Genomic DNA, 15,522 nt, shown 5'->3' with positions numbered 1-15,522 from the left:
GCTACGGAAATATACTTCGCTTTCCGTGGGCGGCTGGTGAGCCTCCTCGTGCTATCGCACTGTGGGGTCTCACCGATGCCTTTGCTCCCACAGGACAAGAAAGGCTTCGAAAGCTTATACATCGCACGAAGGAAATTGTTATTTATTTCCGAGGAGTCTACGTATATTCCCTCCGCTTAGCCAGCAAATTGTTCGTCTTTGGCAATGACTTTTTAGTTATGTCCCAGCTTCTTTTCTTATTTATGGTGTCCATGCATTATGCATAATTGCAACTAATCGATCTTCCCCATTATATTCTTCAAAGACAAATGTTAAGTTTCCCCAACTTAGCTCTGACTGGCTTTCATCTGTTTCGTCAAAGCTAAAGCCGGCAATTTTTCCATCCGGGAACACTTCTCTAACAACATCAGTTAGGAATTCTGGGCTTCGATGTGGGTGCTGGTTAACATAAAAACTATCTGGTTCTTGAGCTGTAAAGACATAGTTATCAAAGTATTCTTTAGGAGTCATTTCAATGTCTAACCCACTTGCACCATGGATCCCCCAATTATAAATGGTATCGTCGTTCATAAAGTTACTAATTTCACTATGATCAAAGTTTATCGGTGTGTGTTCCTCGCTCATTGGTGTTTGCTGAAGCTGTAGGAACGGTGCAAAGCTTAGTCCTTTTTCGGGATGGACTTGATCTTGTAGTGCCTGCATATTATCAGCTTTCAAAAAGGTAAATATCTCTTGTGCTTGCTCTAGTATCCCTGGTTGTTTGTAACGTAATTCTACAGATGTTATTTTTCCATCTGAACTATATGATGTAATCTCTTCAGATTGCTCATCAACTTCTGATTTTCCTTCAAAAGAGAAGTAAAGGATATAATCTTTCATTTCGTATTGTAAATACATTTTTCCGGTACTATGGAAGTTTTTATATGCACTACTAGGTACACCTAAATGATCAATAACCTCTCCAACAGTCACATCATCACCTGGAGTTAAATTAAATTGGTGCCATGTGTATATGTCTGATCCATCGCCTCTTTTATACAGGTGGTCTCCATATGCATCTGTCCAGCCACCTTCATTTGCAAAAGTATCAAACGGTTCGCCATACTGCCCTGAAAAATACCGTACATCACTTGGTACTTGGACGGTAGATAAGCCTGGGAGTCTTCCATCTTTGGCATATTCTAAAATATTATTTTCTAGCATATACGATAAATTCGGAATCTCTGAAGTCATCCAATCATTTACAAACTCATCCTGTTGTTCTGCTCCATAATCTCTCAATATTGCAATTATATCCTCATCCGCATATTTTCGTGCTAGCCATAATGCGGTCATCTCAGGCTTACCTTCAACTGAGGTATTAGGGTTCGCCCCTGCCTCTAGTAATAGTTTCACAATATCAGCTTGATGATTGTGAATGGCGACAATTAATGCGTCATGCCCACTTCTATTAAAAATTGAAGGGTCAGCACCTTGTTCTAGCAATAAATCTATCACATCAGCATTGGTTGTAATCATTAACGGTGTATTGCCATTAGTTGCAACCTTATTAGGTTCAGCTCCTAATTCAAGTAGTCTTGTAACAACTTCAAAATGATTTTCCTCAGCTGCAACAAATAATGCTTCATTAGGGTCAGCACCTTCTTTAACTAATTCGAAAACTTTATCCCAATCACGCTCCCAGGAAGTTTTCTCCACTTCCCCAATTAGTTCCTTTGTAAGGTGTTCAGCAAATCCTTTATTTTCATCTTCTGATTGATATTTTTCATTCAAATATAATGTCATAAAATGCTGGATGTCTGTTTCATTTTCTATCAAGAAATTATTCCCTTTTACCTGCATAAGATTGGTATCATAACTAGAAAGTATAAAGGAATGGATGAGTTGATCATTTTCATTATAGAGTTCAAAAGTAAGATCAAAAACCATACTCTGTTCATCTGTTTCAACCAATTTCAATCGATCAAAGGTGTTTTGAAAAGATTTCACAATTCTTGGTTCATCAAAGATATATTGTGCACCATTTGTTTCGCTAACGATTACTTTTTCTATCTCATTCGAATCTATATCAATTCCTACTAATTGATCATCAGCAGTTTGTTGTTCTTCCTCTTGGTTTAATGCTGTTACAATAAGAATGGAGAATAGAAATAAAGCAGCGGCAGCCCCTACTAGAGAAGCATACTTCTTAAAGCCCCATTTCTTTTTAGTCTTCATAATAGTAGACTGAATCTCTTGCTTTTTACTAGCACTTACGTTTGGTTTTGGCATTGCTCGTAGCTTATCGTCAAGCTCTTTGAGAGGATCGTGTTTGCTCATCATCTTTGCACCTCCTTAATTGGTCATTCAATGCAATCCGTGCTCGGTGATGTGTGATCTTCACCTTGTTTTCACTCCACTTTAAAATAGCAGCCGTTTCCTTTACAGAGAGTTCCTTAATGCCACGTAAGATAATTACATCTTGGTAATTTGGTTTTAATGACTGTATACAATCTACGATACATTTTGTTTCTTCATTGGCACTAAGGATGACTTCTGGTGTTAGGTCCGTACTGGGTTCGTTCATATCATCGTATGGTACTGTATCCATCCATTTATTTGATTTTCGTTTACGTGATTCATCAATCGCTACATTTCTAGCAATACTAAAGAGCCATGTTTTGGGACTTGCATTTCCTTTATAGCGAGAAAATCCCTTTAATGCTTTTATAAATACTTCTTGTAATAAATCTTCTGCATCTGAGGGACCGATTCGATATATTAAAAAATGAAAAACATCATCTCCATATAATTCAAACCACTCTGATACCGTTTCATTATCCATCCTCTCTTTCACCTCCTGGATCTCATTAAATTAGACGAAATACTTTAATTAGGATTACACTTTTAAATGAAAAATGTATTAAATTTAAAGGGAATATTTATTTTTATAAAATTAACTTATTTCAATTATCTCATGTTTAAGGTATATTGGTATATGAAAAATAAATAGGTTTCGTCTAAAAAGGAGGCTTAACATGCCAAGTAAGAAAGAGGATTCTCGTTATAAAATTGCTAACCGAGAAGCATTGATAGGGGTAGGTTTAGTGATTTTTAATTTTATTTGGTGGTTTGCATTCGCGTATGGATTGGGGAGTAAAGATACAGAGGAATATTCATATATTTTAGGTTTACCTGACTGGTTTTTTTATAGCTGTGTTCTTGGTTTTGTGGTAATGGCAATATTGGTTATTATTGTTGTAAAAAAATTCTTTGTTGAAGTTCCCTTTGATGAAGAAGATACAGAAGGGAAGGAAAACGAATGAATTGGGAAGCAATTATACCTTTACTTGTTTTCTTAATCATTATATTTGCGGTGGGAATTTATGCTAGTAGACATGTTCAATCATCGAATTCCTTCTTAGATGAATATTTCCTTGGGGGAAGGAGCCTTGGAGGATTTGTTTTAGCAATGACAATGACGGCTACATATGGAAGTGCAAGTAGTTTTATAGGTGGGCCTGGTACGGCTTACACCCAAGGGTTAGGTTGGGTATTGCTTGCTATGTCACAGGTGGCTACCGGATATTTCGTATTAATGGTACTAGGAAAGAAGTTTGCTATAGTAACTAGAAAGTATAAAGCAGTGACAATGGTTGATTTCTTGAAAAAACGCTATCAATCTCCGTGGGTTGTTGTATTATCTGCATTTAGTATTATCATCTTTCTATTCTCTGCAATGGCTGCCCAATGGATAGGTGGAGCACGTTTAATCGAATCTTTGACAGGATTATCGTATACATCAGCTTTATTTATTTTTGCGTTATCCGTATTGATTTATGTAACCATTGGTGGATTTCGTGCTGTTGCATTAACAGATGCTATCCAAGGATCGATCATGTTTGTAGGTACGTTAGTCTTATTAATTGCTGTAATTATTGCTGGTGGTGGTATTCCAAATATAATTTCAGATCTGGCTGCAGAAAATCCAAATATGATTACACCTTTTGGGGCAGAGGGAACACTGTCACCTGCATATGTATCCTCTTTTTGGATATTAGTAGGTGTTGGGGTTATTGCTTTACCTCAAATTGCAACACGAGCGATGTCCTATAAAAACTCTCGTTCGATGCATCGTGCAATTATTATCGGAACAATTGTTGTTGGATTTATTATGTTAAACATGCACTTAATTGGTGTTTTTGCTAGACCTATTTTACCAGGAATTGATGTAGGAGATAAGGTTATGCCATTGATAGCCCTAGAAGTCATGCCTCCTTGGTTAGCGGGGATCGTATTGGCCGCCCCAATGGCAGCAATTATGTCTACAGTAGATTCTTTATTATTGCTAGTAAGTTCATCAATCGTAAAAGATGTCTATTTGAATTATGTACAACCAAATGCTCCACAAAAACGAGTAAAACAATTAAGTATAGGAATAACAGCAGTACTAGGTATCATTGTGTTTGTGATGTCTCTAAATCCGCCTGATCTTATCATCTGGTTAAATTTATTTGCTTTTGGTGGGTTAGAAGCTGCCTTTATATGGCCAGTAGTTCTGGGACTATATTGGAAGAAAGGAAATAAATACGGTGCTTTTGCATCAATGGTTGCTGGGATAGGATTATATGTCTTACCGGAGTTTAAACTATTTTCCTTCCTTTTACCGATTACACAACCGTTTGGAATGCATGCCGTAGTAACACCAGTAGTAGTTGCATTTTTCGCCTATGTACTTGTTAGTCTCTTTACACAAAATAAAGACTATGGTGAAGCAAAAATTGTATAGTCTTTTAAGGAGCGCTCTCATTTTCAATGGGAGCGCTTTGCTCATATAATAAAGATATAAGGAGGCTTGTAAATATGGATAGAATTATTCTTTTTGATGGCGTGTGTAACTTCTGTAACAGTAGTGTACAGTTTATTATAAAACGTGATCCAAAAGGTCTATATAAATACGCATCGTTACAAAGTGATATTGGTCAAGAATTGTTGAAAAGTCATCAGATTCCTAATGACCTTAATAGCTTTATTTTCATAGAAGATGGGAATGTCTATTTTAAATCCACGGCAGCCCTCCGTGTTTGTTGGAATTTGAAAGGGTTCTGGAAATTTGCCTATATGTTTATCGTTGTTCCCAAACCAATCCGAGACGTTGTTTATAATATCATAGCTAAAAATCGATATAGATGGTTTGGTAAAAGAGAACAATGCATGATTCCGTCGCAAGATATTAGGAATAGATTTTTATAACTTATAATTCTTTAAATATATTTAAAAAAAATTTAACTAAAATAGAAATATTAAACAATTATATGCTTGAAACGGCAAATTTAAACAAACGTTTGATTGAATTTTACTGAATATAGGGTTAGGTTTAATCTTAATAGTTACAAAATGTGAACTAAATTATAGAATTTGATATAAAGTAATTACTCTAAAACCCATATGTAATAAGGCTTCAACGGCTATTAAACAAACGTTTGATTAACAATCTAATTTTTCAAACGAACGTTTGATTAAGGATTAAAGATTTCAAACAAACGTTTGATTGAGTTAATAATAATATGGGATTAGATACCCACAAAATTAATAATGTGCACTGAACTTAGATGCATTGCATATAGAACCTCGAAGATAACATAGCAAGAATGCTTATGTAATAAGGCCTCTATGAATATTAAACAAACGTTTGATTAAGGATTAAAGACTTCAAACAAACGTTTGATTAACTAATAGTAACCACATAAAAATCTAGTTTTAGATCTCCACCTTAAGTCTGATATTTATTCAACCAAAAGTAGGTTGTATTTAGATGATTTTGAAATTAATATAAGATTAAGTTAAATATGTAGAATGAGGGGCGAGAAAATGAAGGAAGCCAAGGAGTCGTTATTTAGTAGGGTTGTAAAAGCAGCAGTAAATACGGTTAATGATAAACCAGTGGTACAAAAAGAAACTGTACACGTCAATAAATTAAATATGCTAGATATTGATACTAGTAGTGTAAATGTAAAGATTCTAATTCACGAAGAACAACAAATAGATGTTTTGCTTGAGACTTATGAAGACGGCCCAAAATTATCAGTGAACGATAGTAAGGAAAGAGTAGAGATTAGTGCCAAGACAGAAAGACAAATTAGTTTTTCGTTATTCAAAAATTTACCAACTTGTAAAATGACAGTAAAATTACCAAGGGATATTGCCGCTCATTGGAAAGTACAAACAGGGTCTGGTAAGGTTACGGCTAATGGAATTCTGGCAGATACTGTGTTTTTTGGAGCTAACTCGGGAATGGTAAACATTTCAGATGTAAAAGCAAATAAACTAGAACTTAAAGCCTCTTCAGGAAGAATAATAGCAACAAACATTAAGGTAGATCAACTCAACTATACTGTATCTTCGGGGGTAGCCGATTTCGACAGCATTTATGGAGACATACAGGGTAGTGCCAATTCTGGAGCGATATCAATGCGAAATATAAATTCAGAGATACTTGATGTTCGGGCATCTTCTGGAAATATTAATCTAGAAGATTTGCAATCGAAAAAGGTAACAGCTAAAGCTAACTCTGGAACTATCTATATAAACAGGATTGCTGTTGAGGATGCTGATACTACAATATCCTCTGGGAACATTAAAGTCTTCAAGTTAGACGGTAACCTAACAGGGCATGCAAACTCTGGAAATATAAATGTGGAATTAACAGGAGATAGTGCGCTTGATTTACGTGTTGGAAGCGGAAATATTGATGTAGAGGTAGATGTACAAACACTTAATGCAGCATTTGACCTGAGAACAAATTCAGGGGACATCATGGCAGATATACCACTTGAAGTTGAAAATAAGTTAGATAGAAAGACAACGGGAGTAGTTGGGGAAGGTAATAGACCGATAAAGCTTCAGTCTAGATCTGGCAACATCAGGATTAAGGATAGAAGATAGAAATTCAAACAGACATTTTTTCCGTTAATAAAAGGAAAGGATCCATTTCAAGGTGTTTCTAGACATTTGTTCCGTTATTCACCAGTTCTTAATCGAATATACCCTCCATTTTATTAAATAGCGTACTATATGTCCGAAAATCAATAAAAAAGGGCTTATAATAGAAAATAACGGAATAGATGTCCAATAGTTCCAATCGTCTCTCACGCAAAAAAATAACGAGCCAATCTGGCCCGTTATTTTTACTTAATCATAAAGTTTCTAGCTTCTTGGCAAAATCCACAAAGTAATCGAGCGATCGTTCATTACTCAATGACCCTTTATTAACTATTTTTTCAAGGGGCTGCCCCATTAAAATCTTCTTAACTGGTACCTCAAGCTTTTTGCCGTTCAATGTTTTAGGTAGTTCCTTGACTTCATATATTTCAGTGGGCACATGCCTTGGGGAGCACTGTGTTTTAATTTGTTGTTTAATTTCTTTTTTAATACTATCCGTAAGCTCATAGCCTTCCTTCATAATAACAAACAAAGGAACAAAAGAGTTTCCATTAGCTAATGGAATATCAACAATTAGGCTATCAAGAACTTCTTTCACCTGGTCAACAGCACGGTAAATTTCACTCGTACCGATTCGAACTCCTCCACGATTAATCGTCGCATCAGAACGGCCATAAATTACACAAGTTTCGCGTTCTGTAATCTTCAAATAGTCTCCGTGACGCCATATACCATCATACATGTCGAAATAACTATCATGCATGCGAGAACCGTCCCTATCATTCCAAAAATAGATTGGCATCGATGGAAATGGTTTAGTCAGCACAAGTTCACCGACCTCATCAATTTTCGCTTTCCCATATTCATTAAAGCTTTCTATTTGAGCACCAAGACCTCGGGATTGTAACTCACCAGCATAAACTGGAAGTATAGGTAAACCTAAAATAAATGCCGTACATACATCTGTACCCCCACTAACAGAAGCAATCCATAAATCTTCTTTTACGTTGTCATAGCACCACTTAAAACCTTCTGGTGGAAGTGGGGAACCTGTCGAACTGATATTTTTTAAATGAGATAAGTCAAATTCATCCTTTGGTGAAAATCCTTCCTTCATACATGCAGTAATGTAGCTTGCACTAGTTCCGAAGACTGTCATTTTTGTTTCTTCGGCTAGTTTCCATAAGTTTTTTATGTTAGGGTAACTTGGATTCCCATCATATAAAATAACGGTACTTCCAGTAAGTAATCCGCCAACAAGGAAATTCCACATCATCCATCCAGTAGTTGTAAACCAGAAGAAGCGGTCATTTTCATCAAGATCACAGTGTAGAGTTAAGGCCTTGAGATGTTCTAATAAAATTCCACCTTGACTTTGAACGATTGGTTTTGGTTTTCCCGTAGTACCAGATGAAAAAAGTACCCATATAGGATCGTTGAAAGGAACATACTCATATGTCATTACTAATTTATCATCTGATGAAACAGCGTTATCCCATAAGGTAACATTTTTTAAACGGCTAAAATCAGCCCTAGTATTTAGATAAGGTATCGCAATGGTCGCTTCTAAGCTGGGTAGCTCCTTCTGAATATTTTCTACTACATTCAGTCGATTGAACTCTTTACCACCATAGCTGTAGCCATCCACAGTAATCATTACTTTTGGTTCTATTTGTTTAAATCGATCAATGACACTTTGTGTTCCGAAGTCTGGAGAAGCACTAGACCAAATTGCTCCGATACTTGCTGTCGCTAAAAATGCAACAGTAGATTCATAGATATTAGCGACGTATGCTACTACTCGGTCGCCTTTTGTTACACCAAGGTTTAATAATGTGCGTTGTAGTGCAGCTGTATCTTGATAAAGCTTTCCCCAAGTAACCTCAGTCGTACTACGAAGTTCTGAGTTGTGAACGATTGCTGTTTTATTAAAATCTCGATTTCTGAAGATATGCTCTGTGTAGTTAATGGAAGCCCCTGGAAACCATTTTGCTCCAGGCATTTGATGAGTAGTTAGAACACTGTGATAGGGTGTTTGGGATTGAATATCAAAATATTCCCAAATTGATTCCCAGAAATCTTCTGCTTGTTCAACAGACCATTTCCAAAGTGAATGATAATCTGAAAAATGTAGACTTTCTTTTTCTTTTAGCCAGTTCATATATTGAACGATGTTAGAATTTTCCTTGCGTTCCTTGCTAGGCTCCCAAAGCAGAGTGCCTTCCTCAATTCGTTCCACCCAATCACTCCCCAGTTATGTAAATCTTTTTAATATTATTATATGAAAACGCTTACCAAGTGTAAAGGTACTAAAAATCAGTTAAATTATATTATACCAAAATATCTAGGGTCCTCCAAAGCAAGAACCCTAGTTTTAAATTGCTTTTCTAGTTTTGAGCAAGTACATCGGCAAATACTTTTACATATTGCGGTAAATCAGGAGGCCTACGACTAGAAATAATATGACCGTCTGTCACCACTGGTTCATTAACCCATGTAGCACCTGCGTTTGTCATGTCATCCTTAATACCAGGTGTACTAGTAACTTTTTTTCCTTGTAAAATATTTGCTGAGATTAATACCCAACCTGCATGACATATTTGTCCAATTGGTTTTTTGGCTCGGTCCATGACTTTAACAAACTCGATTACTTCATCATACCGTCTTAATTTATCAGGTGCCCAACCACCAGGCACTAAGATAGCGTCATAATCATCAGCATTTATATCTTTAAATGCAAATTTAGACTCAGCAGGCACACCGTATTTCCCTATGTATTTTTTGTTTGCCTCTTTTCCAATTAAATGAACTTCTGCACCCTCTTCTTGTAAGCGTAGAACTGGATACCATAGTTCCAAATCTTCAAATTCCTCTTCTACTAAAGCAATCACTTTTTTATCTTTGAGACGCATGTCATCACCCCGTTTTAAATGTTCAAAAACAAAACCACAGGAAAGACTGTGGTTTAGTTGCTATTATTATATTCTGCAAACTTAATAAAATTCTGTTCCTCTTCAATTAATCCACAAGAACCACACTGGACCTTATACTTTGGGCCGTTGTATACCGTGTGAAAGACCTCTACAGTGCTAGATGAATAATCGTCAATAACATCACCAGTTTTTGGATCTAATTTCACGGGTTTTGCCACTTGTTCGATTATGTTAAAGCGGGAACGGTTTGTTTTACAGTTTGGACATAAGTATCGTTGTGCCATAGGTATACACCTCCACCGTTAGTATTTGTAAAAAGCAATAAAAAATTCCAGTAGAAACTGGAATTTTTAAAAAAGGTTTTTTAATTTTGAAAGGAAGCCATTTGATTTGTTTTCTTGTAAATCTTCTTCTTGTTTTGTCTCTTCTTCGGAAACGAATATTTCTTCTTTATCAATGGCGTGATCGTAAGTTAATACAGCGCCAATGTTAGTATCAACTTCTTCATTTGTGATAATAGTATAAGGGATATTATATTTATTTGCTAATTCTTTTTCGGCTTTTAAAAATTTACTTGAAACGGATCCGTTGAAAATTAGCTTAGCATTACGATGCATTTTCATTTCTTCCTCTAGAGCATCCAGTCCCTTATCAGTCATGACTTGGCCGATTTTTAATGCAATTACGATTCGTTCTCGAAGTGTTCCTAGAAAATAATCTCTTTCTCCTTGTTTTGGAAGCCTTGTTCCATACATTCCTTCTGTAAGATAATCTTCTACATTTTTCTTACTCATAGGTATTCCTCAATTCTGATGTGTTCTAATTATATTGTATGTAAAAATAGTTTCTGAAGCAATATTAGAAAAGCATAGATATTCGAAATAAGTGAAAGGCGATTCAATTAAATGAATCGCCATATGGAATTATTTCTTTTTTGCGCGTTTATCGGCTGCACGGCTGCGAGCTTGTGCTTCATGATCTTCATGATCTGCTAATTCTTCAGAAAACTCCACATCAATTCCATCGGTTTTCTGGTTTTTTGGGGTTTGTGCAAGGTAGTTATTTTTCGTTTTGTTGTTATGATCATCTCTGCCCATCAAAAAACTCCCCTTTCAATATTTTCTCCATTAGTATTGACTAGCAGAAAGAAAACATGTGAAAAAAAGAAGCAATCAACAATAGTCATTGTTAATTGCTTCTTATCTTAGATGCTTTATACTATTCTTTTATATCTTCGTAATATAGAATATCTTCATCAGTAAAGGCTGGTTCCTTATCAATTGGGTTGTTTCCTTTACCGTACATATATTGTGATGGGTCTACAGGTTCCCAAGTTTCTGTTGGTGTATAGAAACGCAGTAGGTCTCCATTCAGTAACTTATCTGACAATGTTAATTCATGCTGAACATTTTCATTAATTTCTTTCATTTCTTCTGTTGGTTCCAACTCTTCTCCTGTGACAGTGTCATAATATGTTCCTGAAACGACACTGAATTCTGGGGTGATAACATCCCCATTACGGAATGCAACTGCTTCTTTATGCCCCTCAGAGAATAAATCTGTACCAAATTGGATATAATCTTGTCCTTTAATTCCCATTAGATGTAGAATAGTCGGCATGACATCGATTAGCCCACCATAGTTATGGTTGGTACCCATACCATCAACACCAGGGATTTTGATAAATAAAGGAACACGTTGTAATTGTGCGTTTTTAAAACTCGTAATTTCTTCTCCTAATAACTCTTTCATTGCACGGTTATGGTTTTGAGAAATACCATAGTGATCTCCATAAAGGATGATAACCGAGTCTTCATATAATCCTTCTTCTTTTAAGTCGTTAAAGAATTGCTCTAACGCTTCATCCAAGTAGCGTGCTGTTTGGAAGTAACGGTCAACCGATTTGTCACCAGTTTCTGCTGGAGCAATTGTTGCGTCTTCTTCGTCAATTAAATACGGGTGGTGATGTGTTAATGTTTGTAAATGAGCGTAAAATGGCTGATTTAATGAATCAAGTAATGGCATTGATTCTTTAAAGAATGGTTTATCTTTTAAGCCATAGTTGATAATGTTCTCTTCACTCATGTCATAATAACTTGCATCAAAGTACGTATCAATTCCGAACTGTTTATAAATTTCATCACGATTCCAGAATGATTTATAATCTCCGTGAAATACTGCTGAAGTATAATCTTGTTGCTGATTTAAGATAGCAGATAATGATTGGTACGTGTTATTTCCTCTAGTAACAAATGCTGCACCTTGTGGTAATCCATAAATAGAGTTTGCAAGTATAAATTCAGCGTCTGCTGTTTTTCCTTGTTCCGTTTGATGGAAGATATTATCAAAATACGTGAAGTCTTCTTCTTGGTTGTGTACTAATGAATTCAAGAAAGGAGTAACTTCCTCCCCGTGTAATTCATAATCAATTAAGAATGTTTGGAAAGACTCTAAGTGGATTTTAATAATATTTTTTCCAGCAGCTACACCAAATAGCTCTGGATTTGGTTCTGCATATTTATTTTTAGTGTAGTTCTCTATTTCTGTAATGTCATCACTATCAGCTAATACCCGTTGTGAAGATGTTTTCACATTTTGGATAGCATCGTAAATTGCAAAGTTGTAAATTCCGAGGTACTTAACAATATAGTTACGGTCAAAAGTTCTTTCAAGTAACTGAGGACGATCTCCTTCAGCCATTGTAAGATTTGTAGAGAAAGCAATAGCACCAGCAATCAATACTAGCAATGGTGTTCTAATATGCATACGTTTTGTTGACCAATTCTTTCTAACCCAAATAAATAGTGCAATAAGAATAACAATATCAACTGCATATAGAATATCAGTCCATGTCATAAGACTAGCAATACTACCACCTAAGCTACCAAAGTTATCTGTCTGAGTTAATGTAGGCAGTGTGATATAGTCATTATTAAAACGATAGAATACCACGTTTGCATATATTAATAGACTCATTAGCGTATCAATGACGATGATCCAAATTCCTGCTCGTTTCCCCTTAGCAAATAAGGCCAGACCTAGAAATATTAACCCAGAACTTAAAGGATTAAAAAAGAGTAAGAATTCCTGAATGTCATTTTTTATATCTAAATTAAATTCGGTAACATATATAAAGTAAGATTTTATCCATAGTAAGATTAAAGCGATAAAAAAGAAGGTCATTTTTGTAGTAAAGACTTTCTTCATCATATTCACCCCATAGTTTTCCATTTAGTTTTGGCGACGTGAAATCACCAAGAACATATTCTAACTTAATATTGTATCCAGCGCAAGTGTTTTTCCAGTTATTACCATTGGGAAAGTTTGGGCTTTGTTAATTATCAAATTGGGCGTTATCCTCTTTTTTTAAATATAAGAAAGTATAAAATTTCAGAGATGTCTAGCTCCGAGCGCCTGCGACTAGCGAAGGTACTACAAAGAGATGCTTCTTTGCCCTTTGTGCCGAGTAACCACAGGCACAAGACTTCCTTCGCCTCCGTACGATAAGTCAACATCGACTTCCGTTGGTCGTCGTGTTTCCTTTATCTCCTACGAAGGTATGTTCAATTAAAATCGCCACTTTGCGTGGCAACATTGAACCACCTGGCATGGCCAGGCGCATTCCGTACGTCGCAAAGCGGGCGCTCTGCGCTTTTCTTAAATAGTATAGACAAACATTTTCGATTCAAACTTCTTATTTAATTTCTGAGTTTATAAATGACACACCAATTACTTGATTCCTGTGTTAAAATATAGGCTGTGACTTTTGAATCGATTACTACTCGTCCAAAAGTTTATCATGTTAACTAGAGCGCATCTTCATAAGTAAACTAAACCTCATTAGAAGGGAAAACAGCAGATGAACAAGATTACAAGAAATATAAATAAAACCTTATTAGAATACATCTATATTATTTTAGGAGCAACACTAGTCGCGCTTTCCTATAATATTTTTCTATTACCTTCAAAGTTAGCTGCAGGTGGAATTTCAGGAATTAGTACAATTCTTTTTGAATTATATGAGTTAAGCCCAGCTTTAACACAAACCGTGATTAATTTACCTATATTTATTATTGGATGGTTGGCATTAGGAAGAGACTTTAGTGGAAAAACATTAGTTGGGACATTTTGGGTTCCGTTTGTGATTTGGTTATCTTCAGAAATTCCTTCATCATTTACGATTTCTAATCCACTTTTAGGAGCGATATATGGGGGGATTATTTTAGGTATTGGACTTGGTGTTGTTTATAAAGGCAATGGTTCAACGGGTGGAACTGCTGCAATTGCTCAGATTGTTAAAAAATTCACTGGTTTATCAAGTGGATATTCCCAATTAATTGTAGATGGAATCGTTGTTATTTCTTCTATTATTGTCTTTAACTTGGAACTTACGTTATTTGCTTTAATCACAATATATATTAGTAGTAAAACGATTGATATTGTACAGTTAAGAACAGCATCTTCTAAATTAATTTTAATCATCACAGAGGAAGAAGAAAAAATTGAAACATTAATTCGGGAGAAAATTGATCGAGGATTAACGAAGGTTCGTTCAGTTGGGGGATACACAAATAGAGGAAAAACGATGATTCTTTGTGTTGCCGAACAACAAGAGGCCGTACGCTTAAAAAAAGAACTCCTTGAAGAAGAGCCAACATCTTTTGTTGTCTTTCTAAATGCATCGGAGATATTAGGACGAGGATTTACCTTGGACAAATATTATGGTCAAAAGTTTTAATGAAAAGGCATGAAGATTAGATATGAAACATCTCTTCATGCCTTTTATAATTGGTTCGTTCGTCCAAAAGCGGCGCTCTCTAGCTTTTCTTATTACCTTCTGTCGCCACCTAATAAATCAAACAATCCTCCAGCAACGCTTCCTTCACCTTTTGATCCTCCTCTTTCAGGAGCAGCAGCAAATACGCGACTAGCAAGTCTGCTGAATGGTAAAGATTGAATCCATACTCTACCTGGTCCTCTTAATGTAGCAAAGAATAGTCCTTCGCCACCAAATAATGCCGTTTTAACGCCTCCTACAAATTCAATGTTGTAATCAACGTCTCCAGTCATGGCAACTAGGCAACCTGTATCAACTCTTAATGTTTCTCCTGGTTCTAGAACTCTTTCATGGATGGTACCACCAGCATGAACAAATGCCATTCCATCTCCTTCTAATTTCTGCATGATGAAGCCTTCTCCACCAAAAAAGCCTGTACCAATTTTACGTTGAAATTCAATACCTACAGTAACGCCTTTAGCTGCTGCTAAAAAAGCATCCTTTTGACAAATCAATTTTCCATTAATTTCACTTAAATCCATCGGGATGATTTTTCCTGGATATGGGGATGCAAAGGAAACATGTCTTTTCCCAGTGCCCTCATTCGTAAAAGTGGTCATAAATAAGCTTTCTCCCGTAAGTACTCGCTTTCCAGCTCCTAATAGTTTTCCCATTAGTCCTGATCCTTGTTTGGATCCATCACCAAAAATGGTCTCCATTTTAATTTTGTCATCCATCATCATTAAGCTACCTGCTTCAGCGATGACTGTTTCCTGAGGATCTAATTCAACTTCTACAAATTGCATATCGTCTCCGTATAATTTGTAATCAATCTCATGATTATTCATTTTCAACATCCTTTACAAAGTATTTTAGTAGTAATACGTGCTC

Annotated in this window: 15 protein-coding genes; 6 read left to right on the top strand and 9 right to left on the bottom strand. The window is 35.8% G+C overall.

Annotation, left to right across the window (positions count from 1 at the left end):
• On the top strand, positions 1 to 266 hold a 266-nt coding region (locus tag BUB12_RS18075; protein WP_234982715.1), incomplete at its 5' end, for a hypothetical protein.
• Here the strand turns inward: BUB12_RS18075 and BUB12_RS13555 are convergent.
• Both BUB12_RS13555 and BUB12_RS13550 read right to left on the bottom strand, forming a co-directional pair.
• Complete coding sequence (locus tag BUB12_RS13555) at positions 241 to 2,322, bottom strand: ankyrin repeat domain-containing protein (protein ID WP_072891465.1); 2,082 nt, start codon at positions 2,320 to 2,322, stop codon at positions 241 to 243. The genes BUB12_RS18075 and BUB12_RS13555 overlap by 26 nt on opposite strands.
• On the bottom strand, positions 2,288 to 2,824 hold the full coding sequence (locus tag BUB12_RS13550; protein WP_072891464.1) for an RNA polymerase sigma factor: 537 nt from the start codon (positions 2,822 to 2,824) through the stop codon (positions 2,288 to 2,290). The genes BUB12_RS13555 and BUB12_RS13550 overlap by 35 nt, the downstream gene beginning before the upstream one ends.
• Before the next feature lie 193 nt (positions 2,825 to 3,017).
• Between BUB12_RS13550 and BUB12_RS13545 the strand changes: the two genes are divergently transcribed.
• The 4 genes from BUB12_RS13545 (at position 3,018) to BUB12_RS13530 (ending at position 6,924) form a co-directional block, all read left to right on the top strand.
• The gene (locus BUB12_RS13545; RefSeq protein WP_072891463.1) at positions 3,018 to 3,305 is read left to right on the top strand and encodes a YhdT family protein; all 288 of its coding nucleotides are present in this window, start codon (positions 3,018 to 3,020) and stop codon (positions 3,303 to 3,305) included.
• Entirely contained in the window at positions 3,302 to 4,768 is a 1,467-nt protein-coding gene (panF, locus tag BUB12_RS13540) for a sodium/pantothenate symporter (protein WP_072891462.1), read from the top strand. Before BUB12_RS13545 ends, panF begins: the two co-directional genes overlap by 4 nt.
• Before the next feature lie 74 nt (positions 4,769 to 4,842).
• Positions 4,843 to 5,232 (top strand): thiol-disulfide oxidoreductase DCC family protein, encoded by a 390-nt coding sequence (locus BUB12_RS13535; RefSeq protein WP_072891461.1) that lies wholly within the window; start codon positions 4,843 to 4,845, stop codon positions 5,230 to 5,232.
• A gap of 603 nt (positions 5,233 to 5,835) precedes the next feature.
• A complete protein-coding gene (locus BUB12_RS13530; RefSeq protein WP_084063357.1) occupies positions 5,836 to 6,924 on the top strand; it encodes a DUF4097 family beta strand repeat-containing protein in 1,089 nt (362 codons plus the stop codon).
• Between the two features lie 250 nt (positions 6,925 to 7,174).
• On the opposite strand, the gene BUB12_RS13525 is transcribed toward BUB12_RS13530, so the two are convergent.
• From BUB12_RS13525 to BUB12_RS13500, 6 genes are all read right to left on the bottom strand, one after another.
• Positions 7,175 to 9,160 carry an acetoacetate--CoA ligase gene (locus BUB12_RS13525; RefSeq protein WP_084063356.1) on the bottom strand — a complete coding sequence of 662 codons (1,986 nt, stop codon included), beginning with the start codon at positions 9,158 to 9,160 and terminating at the stop codon, positions 7,175 to 7,177.
• Positions 9,161 to 9,308: 148 nt separating this feature from the next.
• Complete coding sequence (locus BUB12_RS13520) at positions 9,309 to 9,833, bottom strand: type 1 glutamine amidotransferase domain-containing protein (protein ID WP_072891458.1); 525 nt, start codon at positions 9,831 to 9,833, stop codon at positions 9,309 to 9,311.
• 53 nt (positions 9,834 to 9,886) lie between these two features.
• Positions 9,887 to 10,138 carry a DNA alkylation repair protein gene (locus tag BUB12_RS13515; protein ID WP_072891457.1) on the bottom strand — a complete coding sequence of 84 codons (252 nt, stop codon included), beginning with the start codon at positions 10,136 to 10,138 and terminating at the stop codon, positions 9,887 to 9,889.
• 66 nt (positions 10,139 to 10,204) lie between these two features.
• Positions 10,205 to 10,648, bottom strand: a complete 444-nt coding sequence (locus BUB12_RS13510; RefSeq protein WP_072891456.1) for a YueI family protein — start codon at positions 10,646 to 10,648, stop codon at positions 10,205 to 10,207.
• A gap of 129 nt (positions 10,649 to 10,777) precedes the next feature.
• Positions 10,778 to 10,951, bottom strand: coding sequence for a YfhD family protein (locus tag BUB12_RS13505; RefSeq protein WP_072891455.1), 174 nt, complete (start codon positions 10,949 to 10,951; stop codon positions 10,778 to 10,780).
• A 121-nt stretch (positions 10,952 to 11,072) separates the two neighbouring features.
• Positions 11,073 to 13,061, bottom strand: a complete 1,989-nt coding sequence (locus tag BUB12_RS13500; protein WP_072891454.1) for a lipoteichoic acid synthase — start codon at positions 13,059 to 13,061, stop codon at positions 11,073 to 11,075.
• Positions 13,062 to 13,713: 652 nt separating this feature from the next.
• Here BUB12_RS13500 and BUB12_RS13495 point away from each other — a divergent pair.
• Positions 13,714 to 14,592 carry a YitT family protein gene (locus BUB12_RS13495; RefSeq protein WP_072891453.1) on the top strand — a complete coding sequence of 293 codons (879 nt, stop codon included), beginning with the start codon at positions 13,714 to 13,716 and terminating at the stop codon, positions 14,590 to 14,592.
• Between the two features lie 92 nt (positions 14,593 to 14,684).
• On the opposite strand, the gene BUB12_RS13490 is transcribed toward BUB12_RS13495, so the two are convergent.
• Positions 14,685 to 15,479, bottom strand: a complete 795-nt coding sequence (locus BUB12_RS13490) for a TIGR00266 family protein (protein WP_072891452.1) — start codon at positions 15,477 to 15,479, stop codon at positions 14,685 to 14,687.
• Positions 15,480 to 15,522: the final 43 nt, after the last annotated feature.

It is taken from the genome of Ornithinibacillus halophilus, from assembly GCF_900129485.1.
Lineage (GTDB): Bacteria > Bacillota > Bacilli > Bacillales > Amphibacillaceae > Ornithinibacillus > Ornithinibacillus halophilus.
This window is presented reverse-complemented; position numbering and strand designations above follow the sequence as displayed.

Coding starts and splice junctions, on each gene's coding strand:
- BUB12_RS13555 (WP_072891465.1), bottom strand. CDS start 2,322: ATGATGAGCAAACACGATCCTCTCAAAGAGCTTGACGATAAGCTACGA.
- BUB12_RS13550 (WP_072891464.1), bottom strand. CDS start 2,824: ATGGATAATGAAACGGTATCAGAGTGGTTTGAATTATATGGAGATGAT.
- BUB12_RS13545 (WP_072891463.1), top strand. CDS start 3,018: ATGCCAAGTAAGAAAGAGGATTCTCGTTATAAAATTGCTAACCGAGAA.
- panF (WP_072891462.1), top strand. CDS start 3,302: ATGAATTGGGAAGCAATTATACCTTTACTTGTTTTCTTAATCATTATA.
- BUB12_RS13535 (WP_072891461.1), top strand. CDS start 4,843: ATGGATAGAATTATTCTTTTTGATGGCGTGTGTAACTTCTGTAACAGT.
- BUB12_RS13530 (WP_084063357.1), top strand. CDS start 5,836: ATGAGGGGCGAGAAAATGAAGGAAGCCAAGGAGTCGTTATTTAGTAGG.
- BUB12_RS13520 (WP_072891458.1), bottom strand. CDS start 9,833: ATGCGTCTCAAAGATAAAAAAGTGATTGCTTTAGTAGAAGAGGAATTT.
- BUB12_RS13515 (WP_072891457.1), bottom strand. CDS start 10,138: ATGGCACAACGATACTTATGTCCAAACTGTAAAACAAACCGTTCCCGC.
- BUB12_RS13510 (WP_072891456.1), bottom strand. CDS start 10,648: ATGAGTAAGAAAAATGTAGAAGATTATCTTACAGAAGGAATGTATGGA.
- BUB12_RS13505 (WP_072891455.1), bottom strand. CDS start 10,951: ATGGGCAGAGATGATCATAACAACAAAACGAAAAATAACTACCTTGCA.
- BUB12_RS13500 (WP_072891454.1), bottom strand. CDS start 13,061: ATGAAGAAAGTCTTTACTACAAAAATGACCTTCTTTTTTATCGCTTTA.
- BUB12_RS13495 (WP_072891453.1), top strand. CDS start 13,714: ATGAACAAGATTACAAGAAATATAAATAAAACCTTATTAGAATACATC.
- BUB12_RS13490 (WP_072891452.1), bottom strand. CDS start 15,479: ATGAATAATCATGAGATTGATTACAAATTATACGGAGACGATATGCAA.